General features: G+C 69.0%; 14 protein-coding genes and 1 pseudogene. 7 read left to right on the top strand and 8 right to left on the bottom strand.

All coding sequences use genetic code 11. The features are described from left to right. Positions 1-192 precede the first annotated feature (192 nt). The 3 genes and pseudogenes from ABZ420_RS26235 to ABZ420_RS26225 form a co-directional block, all read right to left on the bottom strand. Entirely contained in the window at positions 193-495 is a 303-nt protein-coding gene (locus ABZ420_RS26235) for a hypothetical protein (protein WP_357128012.1), read from the bottom strand. Positions 496-517: 22 nt separating this feature from the next. Further along, complete coding sequence (locus ABZ420_RS26230; protein WP_357127785.1) at positions 518-2,041, bottom strand: fatty acid--CoA ligase family protein; 1,524 nt, start codon at positions 2,039-2,041, stop codon at positions 518-520. Positions 2,042-2,266: 225 nt separating this feature from the next. After that, positions 2,267-2,500: pseudogene (locus tag ABZ420_RS26225) on the bottom strand (CoA transferase); the annotation flags it as partial. Between the two features lie 556 nt (positions 2,501-3,056). Here ABZ420_RS26225 and ABZ420_RS26220 point away from each other — a divergent pair. The 5 genes from ABZ420_RS26220 (at position 3,057) to ABZ420_RS26200 (ending at position 7,175) form a co-directional block, all read left to right on the top strand. Continuing rightward, entirely contained in the window at positions 3,057-3,989 is a 933-nt protein-coding gene (locus tag ABZ420_RS26220; protein ID WP_357127782.1) for a hypothetical protein, read from the top strand. Positions 3,990-4,081: 92 nt separating this feature from the next. Next, complete coding sequence (locus ABZ420_RS26215) at positions 4,082-4,603, top strand: twin-arginine translocation pathway signal (protein ID WP_357128011.1); 522 nt, start codon at positions 4,082-4,084, stop codon at positions 4,601-4,603. A gap of 62 nt (positions 4,604-4,665) precedes the next feature. After that, positions 4,666-5,526: an acyl-CoA thioesterase domain-containing protein gene (locus ABZ420_RS26210; RefSeq protein ID WP_357127779.1), complete on the top strand. Its 861-nt coding sequence runs from the start codon at positions 4,666-4,668 to the stop codon at positions 5,524-5,526. A 32-nt stretch (positions 5,527-5,558) separates the two neighbouring features. Further along, positions 5,559-6,632, top strand: a complete 1,074-nt coding sequence (locus ABZ420_RS26205) for a dihydrodipicolinate reductase (protein ID WP_357127776.1) — start codon at positions 5,559-5,561, stop codon at positions 6,630-6,632. Positions 6,633-6,752: 120 nt separating this feature from the next. Continuing rightward, positions 6,753-7,175, top strand: coding sequence for a hypothetical protein (locus tag ABZ420_RS26200; RefSeq protein ID WP_357127773.1), 423 nt, complete (start codon positions 6,753-6,755; stop codon positions 7,173-7,175). 53 nt (positions 7,176-7,228) lie between these two features. Here the strand turns inward: ABZ420_RS26200 and ABZ420_RS26195 are convergent, their stop codons facing one another. Continuing rightward, a complete protein-coding gene (locus ABZ420_RS26195; protein WP_357128008.1) occupies positions 7,229-7,741 on the bottom strand; it encodes a hypothetical protein in 513 nt (170 codons plus the stop codon). A 407-nt stretch (positions 7,742-8,148) separates the two neighbouring features. On the opposite strand from ABZ420_RS26195, the gene ABZ420_RS26190 reads away from it, so the two are divergent. Then, positions 8,149-8,676: a carboxymuconolactone decarboxylase family protein gene (locus ABZ420_RS26190; RefSeq protein WP_357127770.1), complete on the top strand. Its 528-nt coding sequence runs from the start codon at positions 8,149-8,151 to the stop codon at positions 8,674-8,676. Between the two features lie 67 nt (positions 8,677-8,743). Here the strand turns inward: ABZ420_RS26190 and ABZ420_RS26185 are convergent, their stop codons facing one another. The 3 genes from ABZ420_RS26185 to ABZ420_RS26175 form a co-directional block, all read right to left on the bottom strand. Further along, positions 8,744-9,919, bottom strand: coding sequence for an acyl-CoA dehydrogenase family protein (locus ABZ420_RS26185; RefSeq protein ID WP_357127767.1), 1,176 nt, complete (start codon positions 9,917-9,919; stop codon positions 8,744-8,746). Next, a complete protein-coding gene (locus tag ABZ420_RS26180; RefSeq protein ID WP_357127764.1) occupies positions 9,903-10,901 on the bottom strand; it encodes an acyl-CoA dehydrogenase family protein in 999 nt (332 codons plus the stop codon). The genes ABZ420_RS26185 and ABZ420_RS26180 overlap by 17 nt, the downstream gene beginning before the upstream one ends. A gap of 96 nt (positions 10,902-10,997) precedes the next feature. Further along, on the bottom strand, positions 10,998-11,474 hold the full coding sequence (locus ABZ420_RS26175) for a MarR family transcriptional regulator (protein WP_357127761.1): 477 nt from the start codon (positions 11,472-11,474) through the stop codon (positions 10,998-11,000). Between the two features lie 248 nt (positions 11,475-11,722). Between ABZ420_RS26175 and ABZ420_RS26170 the strand changes: the two genes are divergently transcribed. Then, positions 11,723-11,923, top strand: a complete 201-nt coding sequence (locus ABZ420_RS26170; RefSeq protein WP_357127758.1) for a hypothetical protein — start codon at positions 11,723-11,725, stop codon at positions 11,921-11,923. 292 nt (positions 11,924-12,215) lie between these two features. On the opposite strand, the gene ABZ420_RS26165 is transcribed toward ABZ420_RS26170, so the two are convergent. Beyond that, positions 12,216-13,169 carry an ATP-dependent DNA ligase gene (locus ABZ420_RS26165; RefSeq protein ID WP_357127755.1) on the bottom strand — a complete coding sequence of 318 codons (954 nt, stop codon included), beginning with the start codon at positions 13,167-13,169 and terminating at the stop codon, positions 12,216-12,218. Positions 13,170-13,937 lie beyond the last annotated feature (768 nt).

Raw genomic sequence — 13,937 nt, 5'->3', positions numbered from 1 at the left:
CTACACCGACACGGCGAGGGTCGAGACATCCAGCGGTGAGTGCCCTGCGGCCAGTGCGAAAATCGTTGCGCGGAAGCCGTTTCCACCGGGCTGCACCCATGTGCCGCAGACTGCCTGCGACGCTGTTTTCCGGGAGACGACGATGGGCCGTGGGAAGCACCGGATCCGGCCTTCCCACGGCCCGCGGTCAGGTCAGTCGCTGGCCGGGAGGGGCTTTGCTTCCTTCAGCGCCAACGGTGTGGCGCCTACGCTGAGCGTGCCGATCCCGGCCTTCGTCACGAGGATCTCCGCGCCGGAATCGTCGACGTAGCGCTTGCCCATCAGATTGCCGTCGGCGCAGCCCGCGGCGGGCTCGGCGCCCGCAGGACGTTCGGCGCCGATCGGAATCATCGGAACGCCCCCGGCGCGCAGGTCCGCGAGACTGTCCGCCGCCTTCACCACGATCACCTCGGTGTCGCACACCTGGCTGCGCAGGCGAGTGCCGTTCTTGACCATTGTCATCCTTTCCTGACGGTGACTACGTATCGACGGCGACATCCGCCGCGGGCTGCGGGCCGTACTCGTCGACGAGTGCGCGGCGCAACACCTTCCCGGTCGGTGTCGCGGGCAGCGAATCCCGGAAGACGACCCGGTCGGGCGTGCGGGAGCCGCGCAGCCCGGCCCGGACGTAGTCGCGCAGTTGCTCCGGGTCCGGTGCGGCGCCGTCGGCGGGCACCACCACCGCCACGATGCTCTGGCCCCACTGCGCGTCCTCCACGCCGATCACCGCCACCTCGCGCACCGCCGGGTGCTCCACCAGTACATCCTCGATCTCGGCAGGCGCGATGTTCTCGCCGCCGCGGATGATCGTGTCGTCGGAGCGGCCGCCGATGAACAGGTAGCCGTCCGCGTCGAGCATCGCCACATCCTTGGTCGGGAACCACCCTTCGTCGTCCAGCACCGAGCCGATCCCGGTGTACCGGCCGGACACCTGAGGCCCTCGGACGAACAGCTCCCCGGTCGCGCAGGTGGGCAGCACCCGGCCGTGACCGTCCCGGATCTGCACCTCGATACCGGGCACCGGCTGCCCCACCGAGCCGAGCCGCCGCGCGACCGCCGGGTCGGCGCAGCGGTACGCGGCCCGGTGGTCCTCCGGTCCGAGCACCGCGATCGTGGAACTGGTCTCGGTCAGGCCGTAGGCGTTGACGAAACCCACTTCGGGCAGCAGGTCGAGTGCTTTGCGAACCAGCGGCAGCGCGACTTTGGATCCGCCGTAGGCGAGGGTGCGCAGGGTGGGCAACCTCGCCCCCGAGCGCTCCAATTCCGTCACGATGCGATCGAGCATGGTCGGCACCACGGTCGCGGTGGTGACCGACGCACCGGCGACCAGCTCGATCCACCGCGCCGCGTCGAAGTTCCGCAGGTACACCATCGTTCGGCCCGCGTACAGGTTGGACAGCGCAGCGCCGACACCGGCGATGTGGTAGGGCGGCACGCAGATCAGCGCCGCGTCCGCGGGTTCGGCAGAGTCGAATTCGACCGTCCCGGTGATGTAGCTGACCAGGTTGTTGTGCGAGAGCTCGACCGCCTTGGGCTTGGAGGTCGTCCCGGAGGTGAACAGCACGACGGCCACCTGATCCGGATCGGGCGGCTCGGCGTCGGTGACCGGATCGACGGCGGCGGCCGCCGCCCCGCCCAAGGCGGACGAGCGCATGATCCTGGCGCCGGAGGCCGCCACGATGTCGTGGTACTCCTCGTCACAGACCACCAGCGGATCCTCCAGCCGAGCGATCAGTTCGGCCAAGGCGTCGGCGGCGAGCCGATAGTTCAAGGGCGTGAACGGAATACCCGCGCCCGCCGATCCGAAGATCAACAACGGCAGCAGATGTCCGCCGGTACCGACGTAGGCCACGCTCCGCGCGCCGGAGTTCGCGATCGCCGCGGCCGCACCCTGGACGCGCGCGCTCAGCTCGGACGTGGTCCAGCGCACCTCGTCGCACACCACCGCGAGCCGATCCGGGTTGCTCGACGCAGCCATGTCCAGCAAGAGCGAAACGCTCATTCCGCACCCTCCGCACGACGATATTGTCATTCTCGATCTTGGAGAATAACATATTCACACTGGAGGGAAGGGCGGCCGGGGAGCCATTTCGCAGCCGCCACCGGCGAGGATGCCGACGCACGAGGAAGGCCGAAGACTGGTGTTCCGAGTGATCGAGGCGACCACCGCACCGGACGCGGGTACCGACGCGGCGCCACCGGGAGTCGTCGTGGCGGTCGGCACGAACCCCACGAAGACGGGGCCCGCATCGCCGACGCCGACCAGCCCACCGGCCACCGCAGTGTCATCCCCGAATCCGAGGCGGTCGGCGTCCTGGCCGTCGGTGCCGTAGGCGGTGGCGCGCAGCCATACCCGGCCGGGGCGGTGCGCGATGCGATCGGGACCGAGCCCCCTGCGCATCAGGGCGGCCGGGCGGAAACCCTCCAGTACCACGTCCGCAACCTCGAGCAGCTCCCGCAATGCAGCTCCGTCGGCGTCGGAACGCGATCGCCCATCCACTCACCGGGTCGGAGTCCTCACGCGCGGTCGCCGAGTCGCTCGCCCGCGGCGGAGGCGAGCTGATCGAGGTGTCCATGGCCGCCGTCGCGCGACGTACGCGGCGACGCAACCGTGCCCCGCCGACGCGCCGTACGCCGCCCTCGCACCGACGCCGCCACCCCGCCCCGCTTCGCGCGCCTCCGCGCTCGGCGCGGACACCACGGCGGTCCGGCAGGTCGTCGCCGCGCGACGCTCACGTGAGGGCCGCGCGACTCTCACGTGAGGGCCGCGCGACTCTCACGTGAGGATTGATCCGCATGCGCGGACCGGTGGCCTGACCGAAGGTGGCGCGGCCGCAGTCCGCAATTATCTGAAAATGACATTTTCGCAAGCCAATTGGCCTTTATTGGCAGTATCGGCGGCCGATTCGGGCTCGTACACCCGCCACTGTGATAACGTCATTCTCGTCAAATCGACGCAATCGGACTCGTGACGACAGTCCCGCTCGACGATCCGTTGCGACACCGCGGAGGTGGTGATGAGCCCGAGCACCGGACGCACCGTCGAATCGCCACCCCTGCCGGACGGTGATGAACAGGCCCCGGCCGGCAGCCCGCTCGACGAGGCCGACGCCGAAGAACTCACGCTGGCCGCCGAGGCCGCGGAGGCGGAGGCACGAGCAGCCGAGGCGCTCGCCGAGGCGGCCCGCGCCCGCGTTCGCGCGGCCGAGTCCCGCCGCCGAGCGCGCACCGCCCCACGGCGGCCCATCGCCGCGGAAACGAAGAGCGCACAAGCGCCTTCACCGCAGGTGACCGCAGGGGACGGCCCCGGCGACGAGCAGACGCCGGGCCACCTCCCAGAAACGCACTCGGCCGATCCGGCGCAGCCGATCACCTCGACGGACGACGCCCCCGGTGACATCACGCATCCGGCCGGGGCCGAATCGCTTCCGCGCAGCGCCCGCCTCCGCTTCACTCTCGTTCGCCGCCTCCGCAGTCGTTCCACGATGGTCGCCGCCGCCCTCGTCGTGATCGCCCTGGCACTTGCCGGCAGCGGATACTCGATCCGGCACCATCGCGACATCACCGAGAACGACCGGCGCGCAGCGGAATTCACCGCCGCCGCACGGCAAGGCGTCGTCGCTTTGACGACCCTCGACTTCAAACGGGCGAACGAGGACGTGCAGCGGGTCCTGGACAATTCCACCGGATCCTTCCGCGGCGACTTCCAAGCGCGGGCTGCCGATTTCACGACGGTGATCCAGCAATCGCAGGTCGCCACCGAGGGCAGGGTGAACGCCACCGCGATCGAGTCGATGACGAAGGATTCCGCGGTCGTCCTCGTCGCCGCGACCTCGCAGGTCACCAATTCCGCCGGGGCAAGCCAAGAACCTCGCGCCTGGCGGCTGAGCGTGACCGTGACCCGGGACGGAGATCAGCTCAAGATGTCGAAAGTCGAGTTCGTACCGTGACCACCGACAGCGCATCGGTCGCCGCGCGCGAGACCGGAACCGAGCAGAACGCGCACGAGCCGACGGACACGAAATCTCCCGAAACGACGCGCATCCGGAAGTCGGGCTCAGCGCGCGGTTTGTCCCGCACGCTGCGGACCGAGTACGTTCCGGTCCTGCTCGCCGTACTCGTCGTCGCCTCGGTCGCTACCGCGGCGTGTTTGTTCTTCCTGCAGTACCGGCCCGACAGCCGGACCGATGACGACGCCGCGGCGGCGCTCGATGCCGCCTCGCGCGGCACGGTGGCGCTGCTGTCCTACGCCCCCGACACCCTCGACCGGGATCTGGATTCCGCGAAGTCCTTTCTCACCGGCGACTTCCTGTCGTATTACAGCCAGTTCACCCAGCAGGTCGTGGCGCCCGCCGCCAAGCAGAAGTCGGTCCGGACCACCGCCACCGTCGTGCGCGCCGCGGTGTCGGAACAGCGGCAGGACGAGGCGGTGGTCCTGGTGTTCATCAACCAGAGCACCACGAGCGCGGAGAAACCCGACCCGGCCCTGGCCGCCAGCAGCGTCCGGGTCACCCTACGCAAAGCCGACAGCGCATGGCGGATCTCGGCCTTCGACCCGGTCTAGCCGGTCGCGGCCGCTTCGGGAAATTTTATTCTCCTTTTCGAGAATCGGCATACAATTTAGGTATGCCTGACCTCTGGAGTGAGCTGCTCACCTGCCTCGACCTCCGCCAGCGGCCGACCTCACCGTCGTCTGGAGGGGCGGAAACCCGGCCCGGGACCGGCGGCCGCCGCCGCGAGACGCTGACCGTGTACGAGGGTCCCGGCCAGCGGCTGGACCACGGTTGGCTGTACGGCGGGCAGCTACTGGCGCAGATCGTGCGTGCGGCCATGTGCGCCTGCCCCGCCAAGGCGGTCAAATCCCTGCACGTGGTGTTCGCCCACGAGGGAAAGGGCGACTCGCCGGTCTTCTACATCGTGCAGCGCCAGCACGAAGGCCGCTCGTTCGCCGCGCTCACCGTCACGGCCCGGCAGAAGCGGGACGTCGTCGCCACCGCGGTCGTCTCGATGCATGCCCATGAGGACGGTCCGGAGCACCAGACCGTTCCGGGCATCCCGGCTGTGCCCGGACCGCGGCACCGCACCGACTTGCCGATCCTGCCTTGGGAGACCCGATCGACCACCGACCTCGATTCGACCGACGCGCATCCGCCCGACTACGAGCTGTGGATGCGAACCCCGCGGGTACCCGAGGACTTGCACGCCGCTTTGACCGCCTACGCGACCGACCTGAGCCCCATCGGAACCGCGTTGCGCCCGTTGGAAGGATTCGGCCAGAGCGGCAACGGCACCGCGTTCACCTCGGCGACGATCACCCATTCGATCTGGTTCCACCGCGCGTTCCGCACCGATGAGTGGTTGCTGTTGCGCCACCACAGTCCACTCGTCGCACACGGCCGCTGTTTCGGCAAGGGCGACGTCTTCGACCGAGACGGGACGCTCGTCGCCTCGTTCGCGCAGGAGGGCCTGCTCAGGTTCCGGCCGTAACTCCCCCTCCCCGACTACGGAACGGATGCCCCATGGACCCGAATCGCCGGCCGCACGGTCACGACGCCACGCGAGGCCCCTATCGGGTCATCCAGTGGGCAACCGGCGGCGTAGGGGCGCACGCGTTGCGCGCCGTGCTCGACCATCCCGACCTCGTGCTCGCGGGTGTTCGGGTGCACGATCCCGCCAAGGCAGGCGTCGACGCGGGCGTCCTGTGCGGATCCGGCAGCACCACCGGCGTCGCCGCGACCACGGACGTCGAAGAGATCCTGGCACTCGGCGCCGACTGCGTGCTGTACATGCCGCGCATTTTCGACGTGGACGACGTCTGCCGTCTCTTGGTCGCCGGCGTCAACGTGGTCACCACGCACGGCGACCTGCGGCACCCCGACACCGTGGACCCCGAGGTATGCGCGCGGATCGAGGCGGCGTGCTGGTTCGGCGGGGCCTCGATCCTGAGCACGGGCATCGCGCCGGGTTTCGTGACCGAAACGCTTCCCGTCGCACTCAGCTCGGTCCAGCGCAGGATCGACCGGCTGACGATCGAGGAGAGTGTCGACCTCGCCCGCCCGGGTACGTCGCGATTGCTCGTGGAGACAATGGGTTTCGGTACCGCGCCCGCACCGTTCGACGAACAGCGCCTCGCCCACGCCACCCATACCTTCGGTCCGTCGTTGCGGCTCGTCGCCGACGCCGTCCGCCTGCCCCTCGACGCGTTCGAAGTGGTCGGCGAGGTCGCGCTCGCCGAGCACGACGTGCCGCTGGAGTTCACCACGCTGGCGGCGGGGACCGTGGCCGCACAGCGCATCACGCTCTCCGGACGGGGCGGCGGCCGCGTCCTGCTGCGCTTGCGGTCCACGTGGTACTGCACCTCCGCGCTGCGGCCGGGCTGGCCGGTGCGCGAGACCGGATGGCATGTGGCCATCGACGGCGAGACACCGATCGAGATGGATCTGCGCTACCCGGTGGACCCGAGCCGGATGAGCGCTATGTCGCCGCGATACGCGGCCAACCGCGCGGTCAACGCCGTCACCTACCTCTGCGCCGCGCCGCCCGGGATCCGCACCACCCTCGATCTGCCCCCGTTGACCGCGAACCTCGGCTGATTGCGGCTCGCGGGCGCGCACAGCCCGAACCGGCGATGCACGCGCGATCCGGCGGCCAGGTTCACACTCCCCATGTTCGGAATACTTTTTTCCAAACAGGAGAATGATATTCTCGAAGATATGGAAGAAGGCAGCGCGCCGACCGCGCACAGCGAAACCGGTTTCGCACGGGGTCATTCCGTGCCCTTCGGGCACACCGAGCAGAGTTTGCCCGCTTCTGGTTCACCGCGCCGCCCCGAGAGCACCCGGGCGGGCGCACCGCGAGCCCGTGAAATCCGCGCACGCTTGTGGAAACACGACCGGCCGAGGAAGGCCACGCCGGACACCGACGCTCCGCTGCGCGTGACGGTGCGGGAGGTGCTCGACTACTTCGCGAAATGCCCCGACTGCGGATACCCCGCCCAGGCGTCGGCGACCGTGCGGGAACTGCGCGACGGACGGGTCGAGACCGAGGTCAGGCCGAGTTGTGGGCTTCCATGCGGCTGGCAGGGGAACCCTCAGGTCTCCACGAGCCCCACCGGTCCGACTCCGGCGCGGCCATAGTCCGAGTCGCGGGCCGGGCGGGCGAATCCCGGCCCCGTCCGCGCTTCTCGCGTTCAGCCCGCCGTGACGAGGTCGGTGCCGCCCCAAAGTCCGGTCAATAGCAGTTCCCCGCTGCGGAACACCTCGGCAGCGCCGACGTCGGAAGCGGGCACACCCGCCGCGGTCAGCGCACAGCTCTTGAATGCCTGCGCGGCGACGCTCAGCGGGTGATGCACCGCACCGAGCCTGCGGTCGAGTTCCGCGGGTAACCCCTCGCCCCACAGCGCGACTTCGATCAGCCCGTGGTCCAGGCAGTCCAGTACCCCCTGCCGGACCCGGGCGTCGGCGGCGAACAGCTCCGGGGCCACCGCCACCGCATGCGGCCAGGTGTCGTGCACGGGCGTGGCCAGCGAGCGCTCGAGATCCAGGACGGTGGCGCCGAGGATTTGCAGCGCTCGCGCGTCGGTGCAGTCCGCGAGCAGCACGGTCACCTCCCAGCCCGCCATCGTCCGGTCGCACAGCCAGCCGCCGGCGTGGCGCACCACATCGACGGCGTTCGCCGCGACCACCGCCAGCCGGTATCGCAGCAGATGCTTGCGCGCGTGGGCGCGCCACCCGGTGACCGACTGCGCTCCACCGAAGCCCCGGTCGACGGATTCGAAGTCTCGAGCAGCCATGCTCACCCTCCCTGCACTGGGCCATCGGCCGATCTCCGAGCGGCGGGGTGATGCCCCGCGGAGGCGGCCGACCACCTTCGGTAACACACTCTCGCCAAATGAAAGGTATCTTCTCTTCGAGAGAGAATCAATACTCGGCGGCGCCCGGAGCGACGGGCGGGAGAGGAGGCGGACTTCACCCAACGAATCACCCTGCGTCCTTCGCGACAGTCGGTGCCGAACGGCTGCGTGCCTCGTACGTTGACTACGGTGGAAGAGTTTGAAAACGTAGTAACCAAATATGAAAGTGACATTCTCATAAAGGATAGGAGAAGGCGATGAAGGTGAGCCCACTTCCGGAGGACCAGTGGGACGACACGGTGAACGCCGCGTTGTCCCGCATGCTGCCCGCCGACCGCCGCAACCCCGCGGCGGCGGGAAACGCCCTCGCGACCATGGTCCGCCATCCGGCCCTGACGAAGGCCTTCCTCGGCTTCAATGTCCATCTGCTGTTCGGGTCCACGCTCGCGCCACGGCTGCGCGAACTGGCCATCCTGCGGGTAGCCCATCAGCGCGGGTGCGAGTACGAGTGGCATCACCACGCCCGAATGGGCGCCGCGGCCGGACTCACCGAAGGTGATGTCGCCGCGGCCCGGGGCGAGGCGGCCGCCGACGACGATTTCGACCGCCTGCTGCTGCGGGCCGTGGACGAACTCGGCGAGAAGTCGGCGCTGTCCGATGAAACCTGGGCCGCCTTGGGCGAACGTCTCGACGAGCGCCAACGCATGGATCTCGTCTTCACGGTCGGCGGCTACACGACGCTGGCCATGGCCTTCAACACCTTCGGCGTCCAAGTCGAACACTAGCGCTCGCCGTCGTTGCCGCCTCGGCCCTTCCGCGTGGAAGTGCCGAGGCGGCAACGGCTTTCGCGGTTCAGCCGCGCGGCAGACCGAGCACGCGCTCGGCGATGATCGTCCGCTGGATCTCCGAGGTGCCGCCGGCGATGGTGCCCGCGAAACTCCGGATGTAGCGCTCGAACCAACCGGCGGAGAAGTGGTCCAGATTCAGGAAATTCGGGCGGGAGCTCATCGCGGGGTGGGCCAGCCCCTCCACCCCGACGGCGTTCAGCGCTTGTTCCGACGCCGATTGCACGGCTTCCGAACCCAGAACTTTGAGAATCGAGAGGGCGGGCACATCCTGCTCCCCGCGAGCCTCCCGCGCCAGGGCCGCCGACCCGAGCAATCGCAGGGCGTACGCGTCCATGACCAGCTTCGCGTACGCGTCGCGGTCGAACACGGTCCGGGGCCGGAAGTCTCCCAGCAGATCCTCCAGCCGGTCGGCGTATCCCAGCCACAGCAGCGTGCGTTCGTGACCGAGGGAGCCGGTGGCCACCGACCAGCCCTGGTTCGGCGCGCCGATCAGGTTCGCCGCGGGCACCCGGACACCCTCGAAGTAGACCTCGTTGAAATCCAGATCGTCCGGCGAGCACACCGAGGGGAACGGGCGTCGCGTCACGCCGGGCGAGTCGGTCGGAATCAGCAGGACACTGATGCCCCGGTGCTTCGGCGCCGTGGGATCGGTGCGCACGAAGGTCAGCAGCACGTCGGCCGCATGGGCGCCGGAGGTCCACACCTTCTGGCCGTCGACGACGTACTCGTCCCCGTCCCGCACCGCCCTGGTGCGCAGCGAGGCCAGGTCCGAACCGGCTCCCGGCTCGCTCATGCCCAGCGCGGCGGTGATCTCGGCCCGCAGGATCGGCACCGCCCAGCGCCGCTTCTGCTCCTCGGTGCCGAACGACAGCAGCGAGGCCGCGACGATCCCGACACCCTGCGGATTGAAGCTGTGGTAGATCCGCCGCTTGGACAGCTCCTCCAGATGCACGTACTGCTGCAGCACCGTGGCGTTGCGCCCGCCGAACTCCGGCGGATTCGCCGGAAGCAGCCAGCCGTTGTCGAACAGCAGGCGTTGCCAGCGCCGCGCCCATTCCGGCACGTGCGCGCTGGAGAGGGAGCGCTCCGTGGCCTCGGCTTCGCTCGGCAGATGGGCGGTGAGGAACGCGACGAATTCGGCGCGGAACGCCTCGACGTCGGGATCAAAGGTGAGCTGCACGGTACTCCTCGGCGATCAGCGCCCGGTGTTCGGCCGCGCCGCCGAGCATCAGCTCGCCGGCCTTGGCCCGCTTGAGCGCGAACTGTAGGTCGTTCTCCCAGGTGAATCCCATGGCGCCGAACAGCTGGAGCCCATGGCGGAAGACCAGCGCCTGGCACTCCCCCGCGGACGCCTTGGCCATGGACGCCGCCATCCGCCGCCGCGGGTCGTCCGCGGCAAGGCACAACGCGGCGAAGAATCCCAGCGCGCGGGCGCGCTCGATCGCGATGTGCATATCGGCCGCCTTGTGCTGCACCGCCTGGAACGATCCGATCAGCCTGTCGAACTGGCGACGGCCGCGCACGTGCTCCAAGGCGAGATCGAGAATGCGCTGACAGGCGCCGACGGTGGTCAGCGCGAGCCCGGTGAGCGCGTGCTGACGGGCGCGTTCGGGATCTGCCCCGCTGCGATCCGCATCGGTGACCCGCACACCGGCGAACCGGACCTCCGCGACATGCAGCACCGGATCGAAGACCGACGTGCGGTCGGCGGTTACCGCCTCGGCCGGCACCACGAACACACCGGCGGCGGTGACCACGGCGAAACGCTCCGCCCGGTCGCCGTCGAGCACGTTGCGCGCGGTGCCGTCCAACCGCCAACCCGAGCCGTCGCGCCGGACGGCGACGCCGGAATGCACCGCCGTGCAGGGTCGTTCGATCCGTCCCGCGCCCGGGACGAGCGGGGCGAACTGGGTCATCGACGCCAGGAAAGGAGTGGGGTCGGTGGCGCGTCCGAGTTCTTCGAGCACGATGGCCAATTCGACGCCGAGGGCCGGATCGGTCAGTTCGGTCCAGCCGACGTCGACATAGGTCTGCCACAACGGGCCGGGTTCGAGTTCCTTGTCCACGATGTCCCGGATCAGGGCGGGTGGACACTGCTTCGCCGTGACCTCACGCGCCGTCTCGCGCAATAGTCGCTGGTCGGCGTCGAACTCGAACAGCATCTCGGCCCTCTTCCCTGTCGCGGCATCGCTTGCACCAGTTTGAGAATAGCATTCTCATTTTAGAAAGCGACACTTCGGGACGGTGTCGATGCGCGGTCAGACCGCGTGCGCCTCGGAGACACGGCCGGTCGCGCGGACGAGCGCCGAGTTGACGTCGCGAACGAAAGTCAGCAGGGTCAGCAAGGTCGCGTCATCGTCCGGCAGGCCTCCGTCGAGCGCGGCGAGCTCACCGAACAGCGGCGCCACCGCCACCTCCGCCCGCACCGCGACGAGTTCCACCCGGACCCGCCGCCGGTCTTCCGAATCCCGGCTCCTGCGCACGTATCCCGCGCGTTCCAGCCGGTCGACGACGGTGGTGATCGCGCCGCCGCGGGTGATGCCGAGCCGATCCGCCAACTGCCCCGGGGTGAGCGGCCCCAGCATGCTCAGCAGGTTCAGCGCACTGAGATCGGTGACCGTGATGCCGAGCCGTGCGGCCACGGCCGAATGGAACACCACCGTCTGGGTCGCATGCTTACGCAACTCCTCACGCAGCGCGCCCAGGGTCGCCTCGCGCGTGCTCGGTGCCGACATCGGGTCTCCCTCCTCCGGAATCTCTGATATCGAGATTCTCTAATAGAGAGAATAGTCTTACACGCGATGGTGCAGTTCGCCGAGCGGCCCTTGCGGATGGCCTCGAAGAGCGAGGTAATCGATCAGAGCGGGTGAGCACCGAATCCGCTCTGTCGCCGGGTCCGGTCACCCGGCGGCCCGAGCATCCATCGAGCAGCCGAATTCGCCGGGGAGCGAGGAGCCCGGCACCGACGACAGCGAGGTTCGTCATGCACAAGAAGTTGCGCGCCGGGGCGACGGCCCTGGTGATCGCCGCCGCCATCGCAGCCGCTTCGGCCACGGCCACCGCCGAACCCATGCCCGCACCGGAGCGACAAGAAGTTATGGCCGGGTTCTCGGCCCCGCCGTGCTTACCCTTGATCCTTCCGCCGGCCGTTAACGTCAACGCGTTCCTGATCTGCCTCGCGTGACGTTCGGCGATTTCTCGCCCGGCACCCATCGAAGTCAGCTGGGCGGCCTGTCCTCGCCCGCACGCCGGCCGGTTGGATCACTCCGCGGCACGGCTCCTAGCCGACCGCACAGCGAGTTCGCGACCGCTGGCGGATGCGGCGAGGCCCATCGCTGCTGATCGCGGCCTTGCGCCCTGGATCGAAACGCAGATTGCACGCCGGACCCGTCAGCGGACCGGTCCAGGGGCGCCGACGACGGCAACCTGAAACGCCTGCCCCGGCGGCATGGACGGGACGCTCGATCCTGCACCGATCATTCGCTCCGCCGCGCCCTGGCACGTCGTTTGCCCTCGTGCATCGCCTGAACCCGGGCCACTGGAATCGTATGTCCCTCCTCGACCAGATCCGCAGGAAGATGCTGCGGGGCAGGCATTTCCGACTGCCAGGGATCGTCGTCGCCGAGCAGGCCCGGCACGGTCCGGACAGTGAAATCAGTCGGCGTCACCTCGTCGAGATCCGACCAGCGCAGCGGGAACGACACGGTGACACCCGCACGGATACGCGGACTGTATGCGGCGGCCACGGTGGCGCCGCCCGCACGGGTGGCGTCGAGAAAGACCTTGCCGTGACGATCTTCCCGGATGAACGCGGTGGTGCCGATCGACGGATCGATCCGCTCGGCTCGCGCCGCCACGGCCCGCGTCGCCGCGGCTGCGTCCTCGACATCGGTCCCCGGCACCACCGGCACGAACACATGTAAACCCTTGGAACCGCTCGTCTTCACCGCTGCGGACAACCCGTCGGCAGCCAGCGCTTCCCGGATCAGCCGGGCACCTGCCACGGCGTCGGCGAAAGTCTGTCCCGGTGAGGGATCGAGATCGAGCACAAGATGTGTGGGTTCCGGTGCGGATTCCGCGAGGAACAGGGTCGGGTGGTATTCGACCGCCCGTTGATTGCCGAACCAGATCAGAGTCCGCAGGTCGTCGCAGAGCGCGTAGGTGATCTCCCGCCGCGAACTCTCCGCCCAGACCTTCGTCCGCGCCACCCACTCCGGCGTGTACTTCGGGAGATTTTTCTGGGTGAACGGCTCCTGTCCCGGCCGCACCCGTACCACCGAGAGCGGCCGTCCGCGCAGCACCCGCAGCAACCGTTCCCCGGCGAACTCCAGATAGTCCACCAGATCCCGTTTGCTCGCCTCGGCCTCGTCGAACAACGGCTGATCGAGATTGGACAGTTCGACCCCGTGACGCAGCTCGCCTCCCGCCATCGCTCCACCCTCCCCCACCGCCGGGCGCCGGTCAATCACCGGAGGCGGCGAACTGGTTTCCCACTCGTTCTCGCACATTCACGCTGGGGAGGCGACCTCGAGGCCCGCTGGCACGGCCACGCCGACGACCGCCTGCTCGCTCTCGAACACGCCGCCCACGCGGTCGTGACAGTCGGCGACGCGGCATAGCCACAGTCCCCCGGTCGGTCGGCAGGGTTCTGTCGTAACCGACGAATGCGGTGACAACGCCTCACGCGAGCCCGCCGACTCGCTGTTTGCGGTGCGTCAACTCACTTCACCAACCCCTTGTTGCCCCTGAACGCCAGACCGGAGAACGCCTCCGGTCTGTTCGACATCTGTTTCCAGTGCAGCCGCTACACCACTGATATCCGCTACATCGCCGGCGCGCACCGCGCCTGCCCCCGCTGCGTCGACCGGTTTCCCGCGTGTTCGCACTGCGGCACCTTGACCCGCCGCGGCCGCGCCTACCATCCGATCGCTCAAACAGTTGGGAGACCTCCGCCCCGTAGATCTCGGCCGGATGCGCGCGGATTTCCCCGGTCGTGAACTCCTCTGGCGTACAGGCTGACCACGCCTCGCCGAACCCGGCCACGCGGCGGGCAAGGGAGTACTGGGGGCGTAGCGGACAGATGATGGGGGCGTAGCGGCCCGATGCGGGCGCAGAGGTCGCTGTCTCACGATCGTGCTCTCTACGGTGAATTCGGCCGACGGACCGCCGTCATCGCAGTGACGGTGCGGTGGCCGCGC

The sequence above is a fragment of the Nocardia sp. NPDC005745 genome, from assembly GCF_040630775.1.
Lineage (GTDB): Bacteria > Actinomycetota > Actinomycetes > Mycobacteriales > Mycobacteriaceae > Nocardia.
The sequence above is the reverse complement of the archived record's forward strand: the minus strand, read 5'-3'. Positions and strand labels throughout refer to the sequence as shown.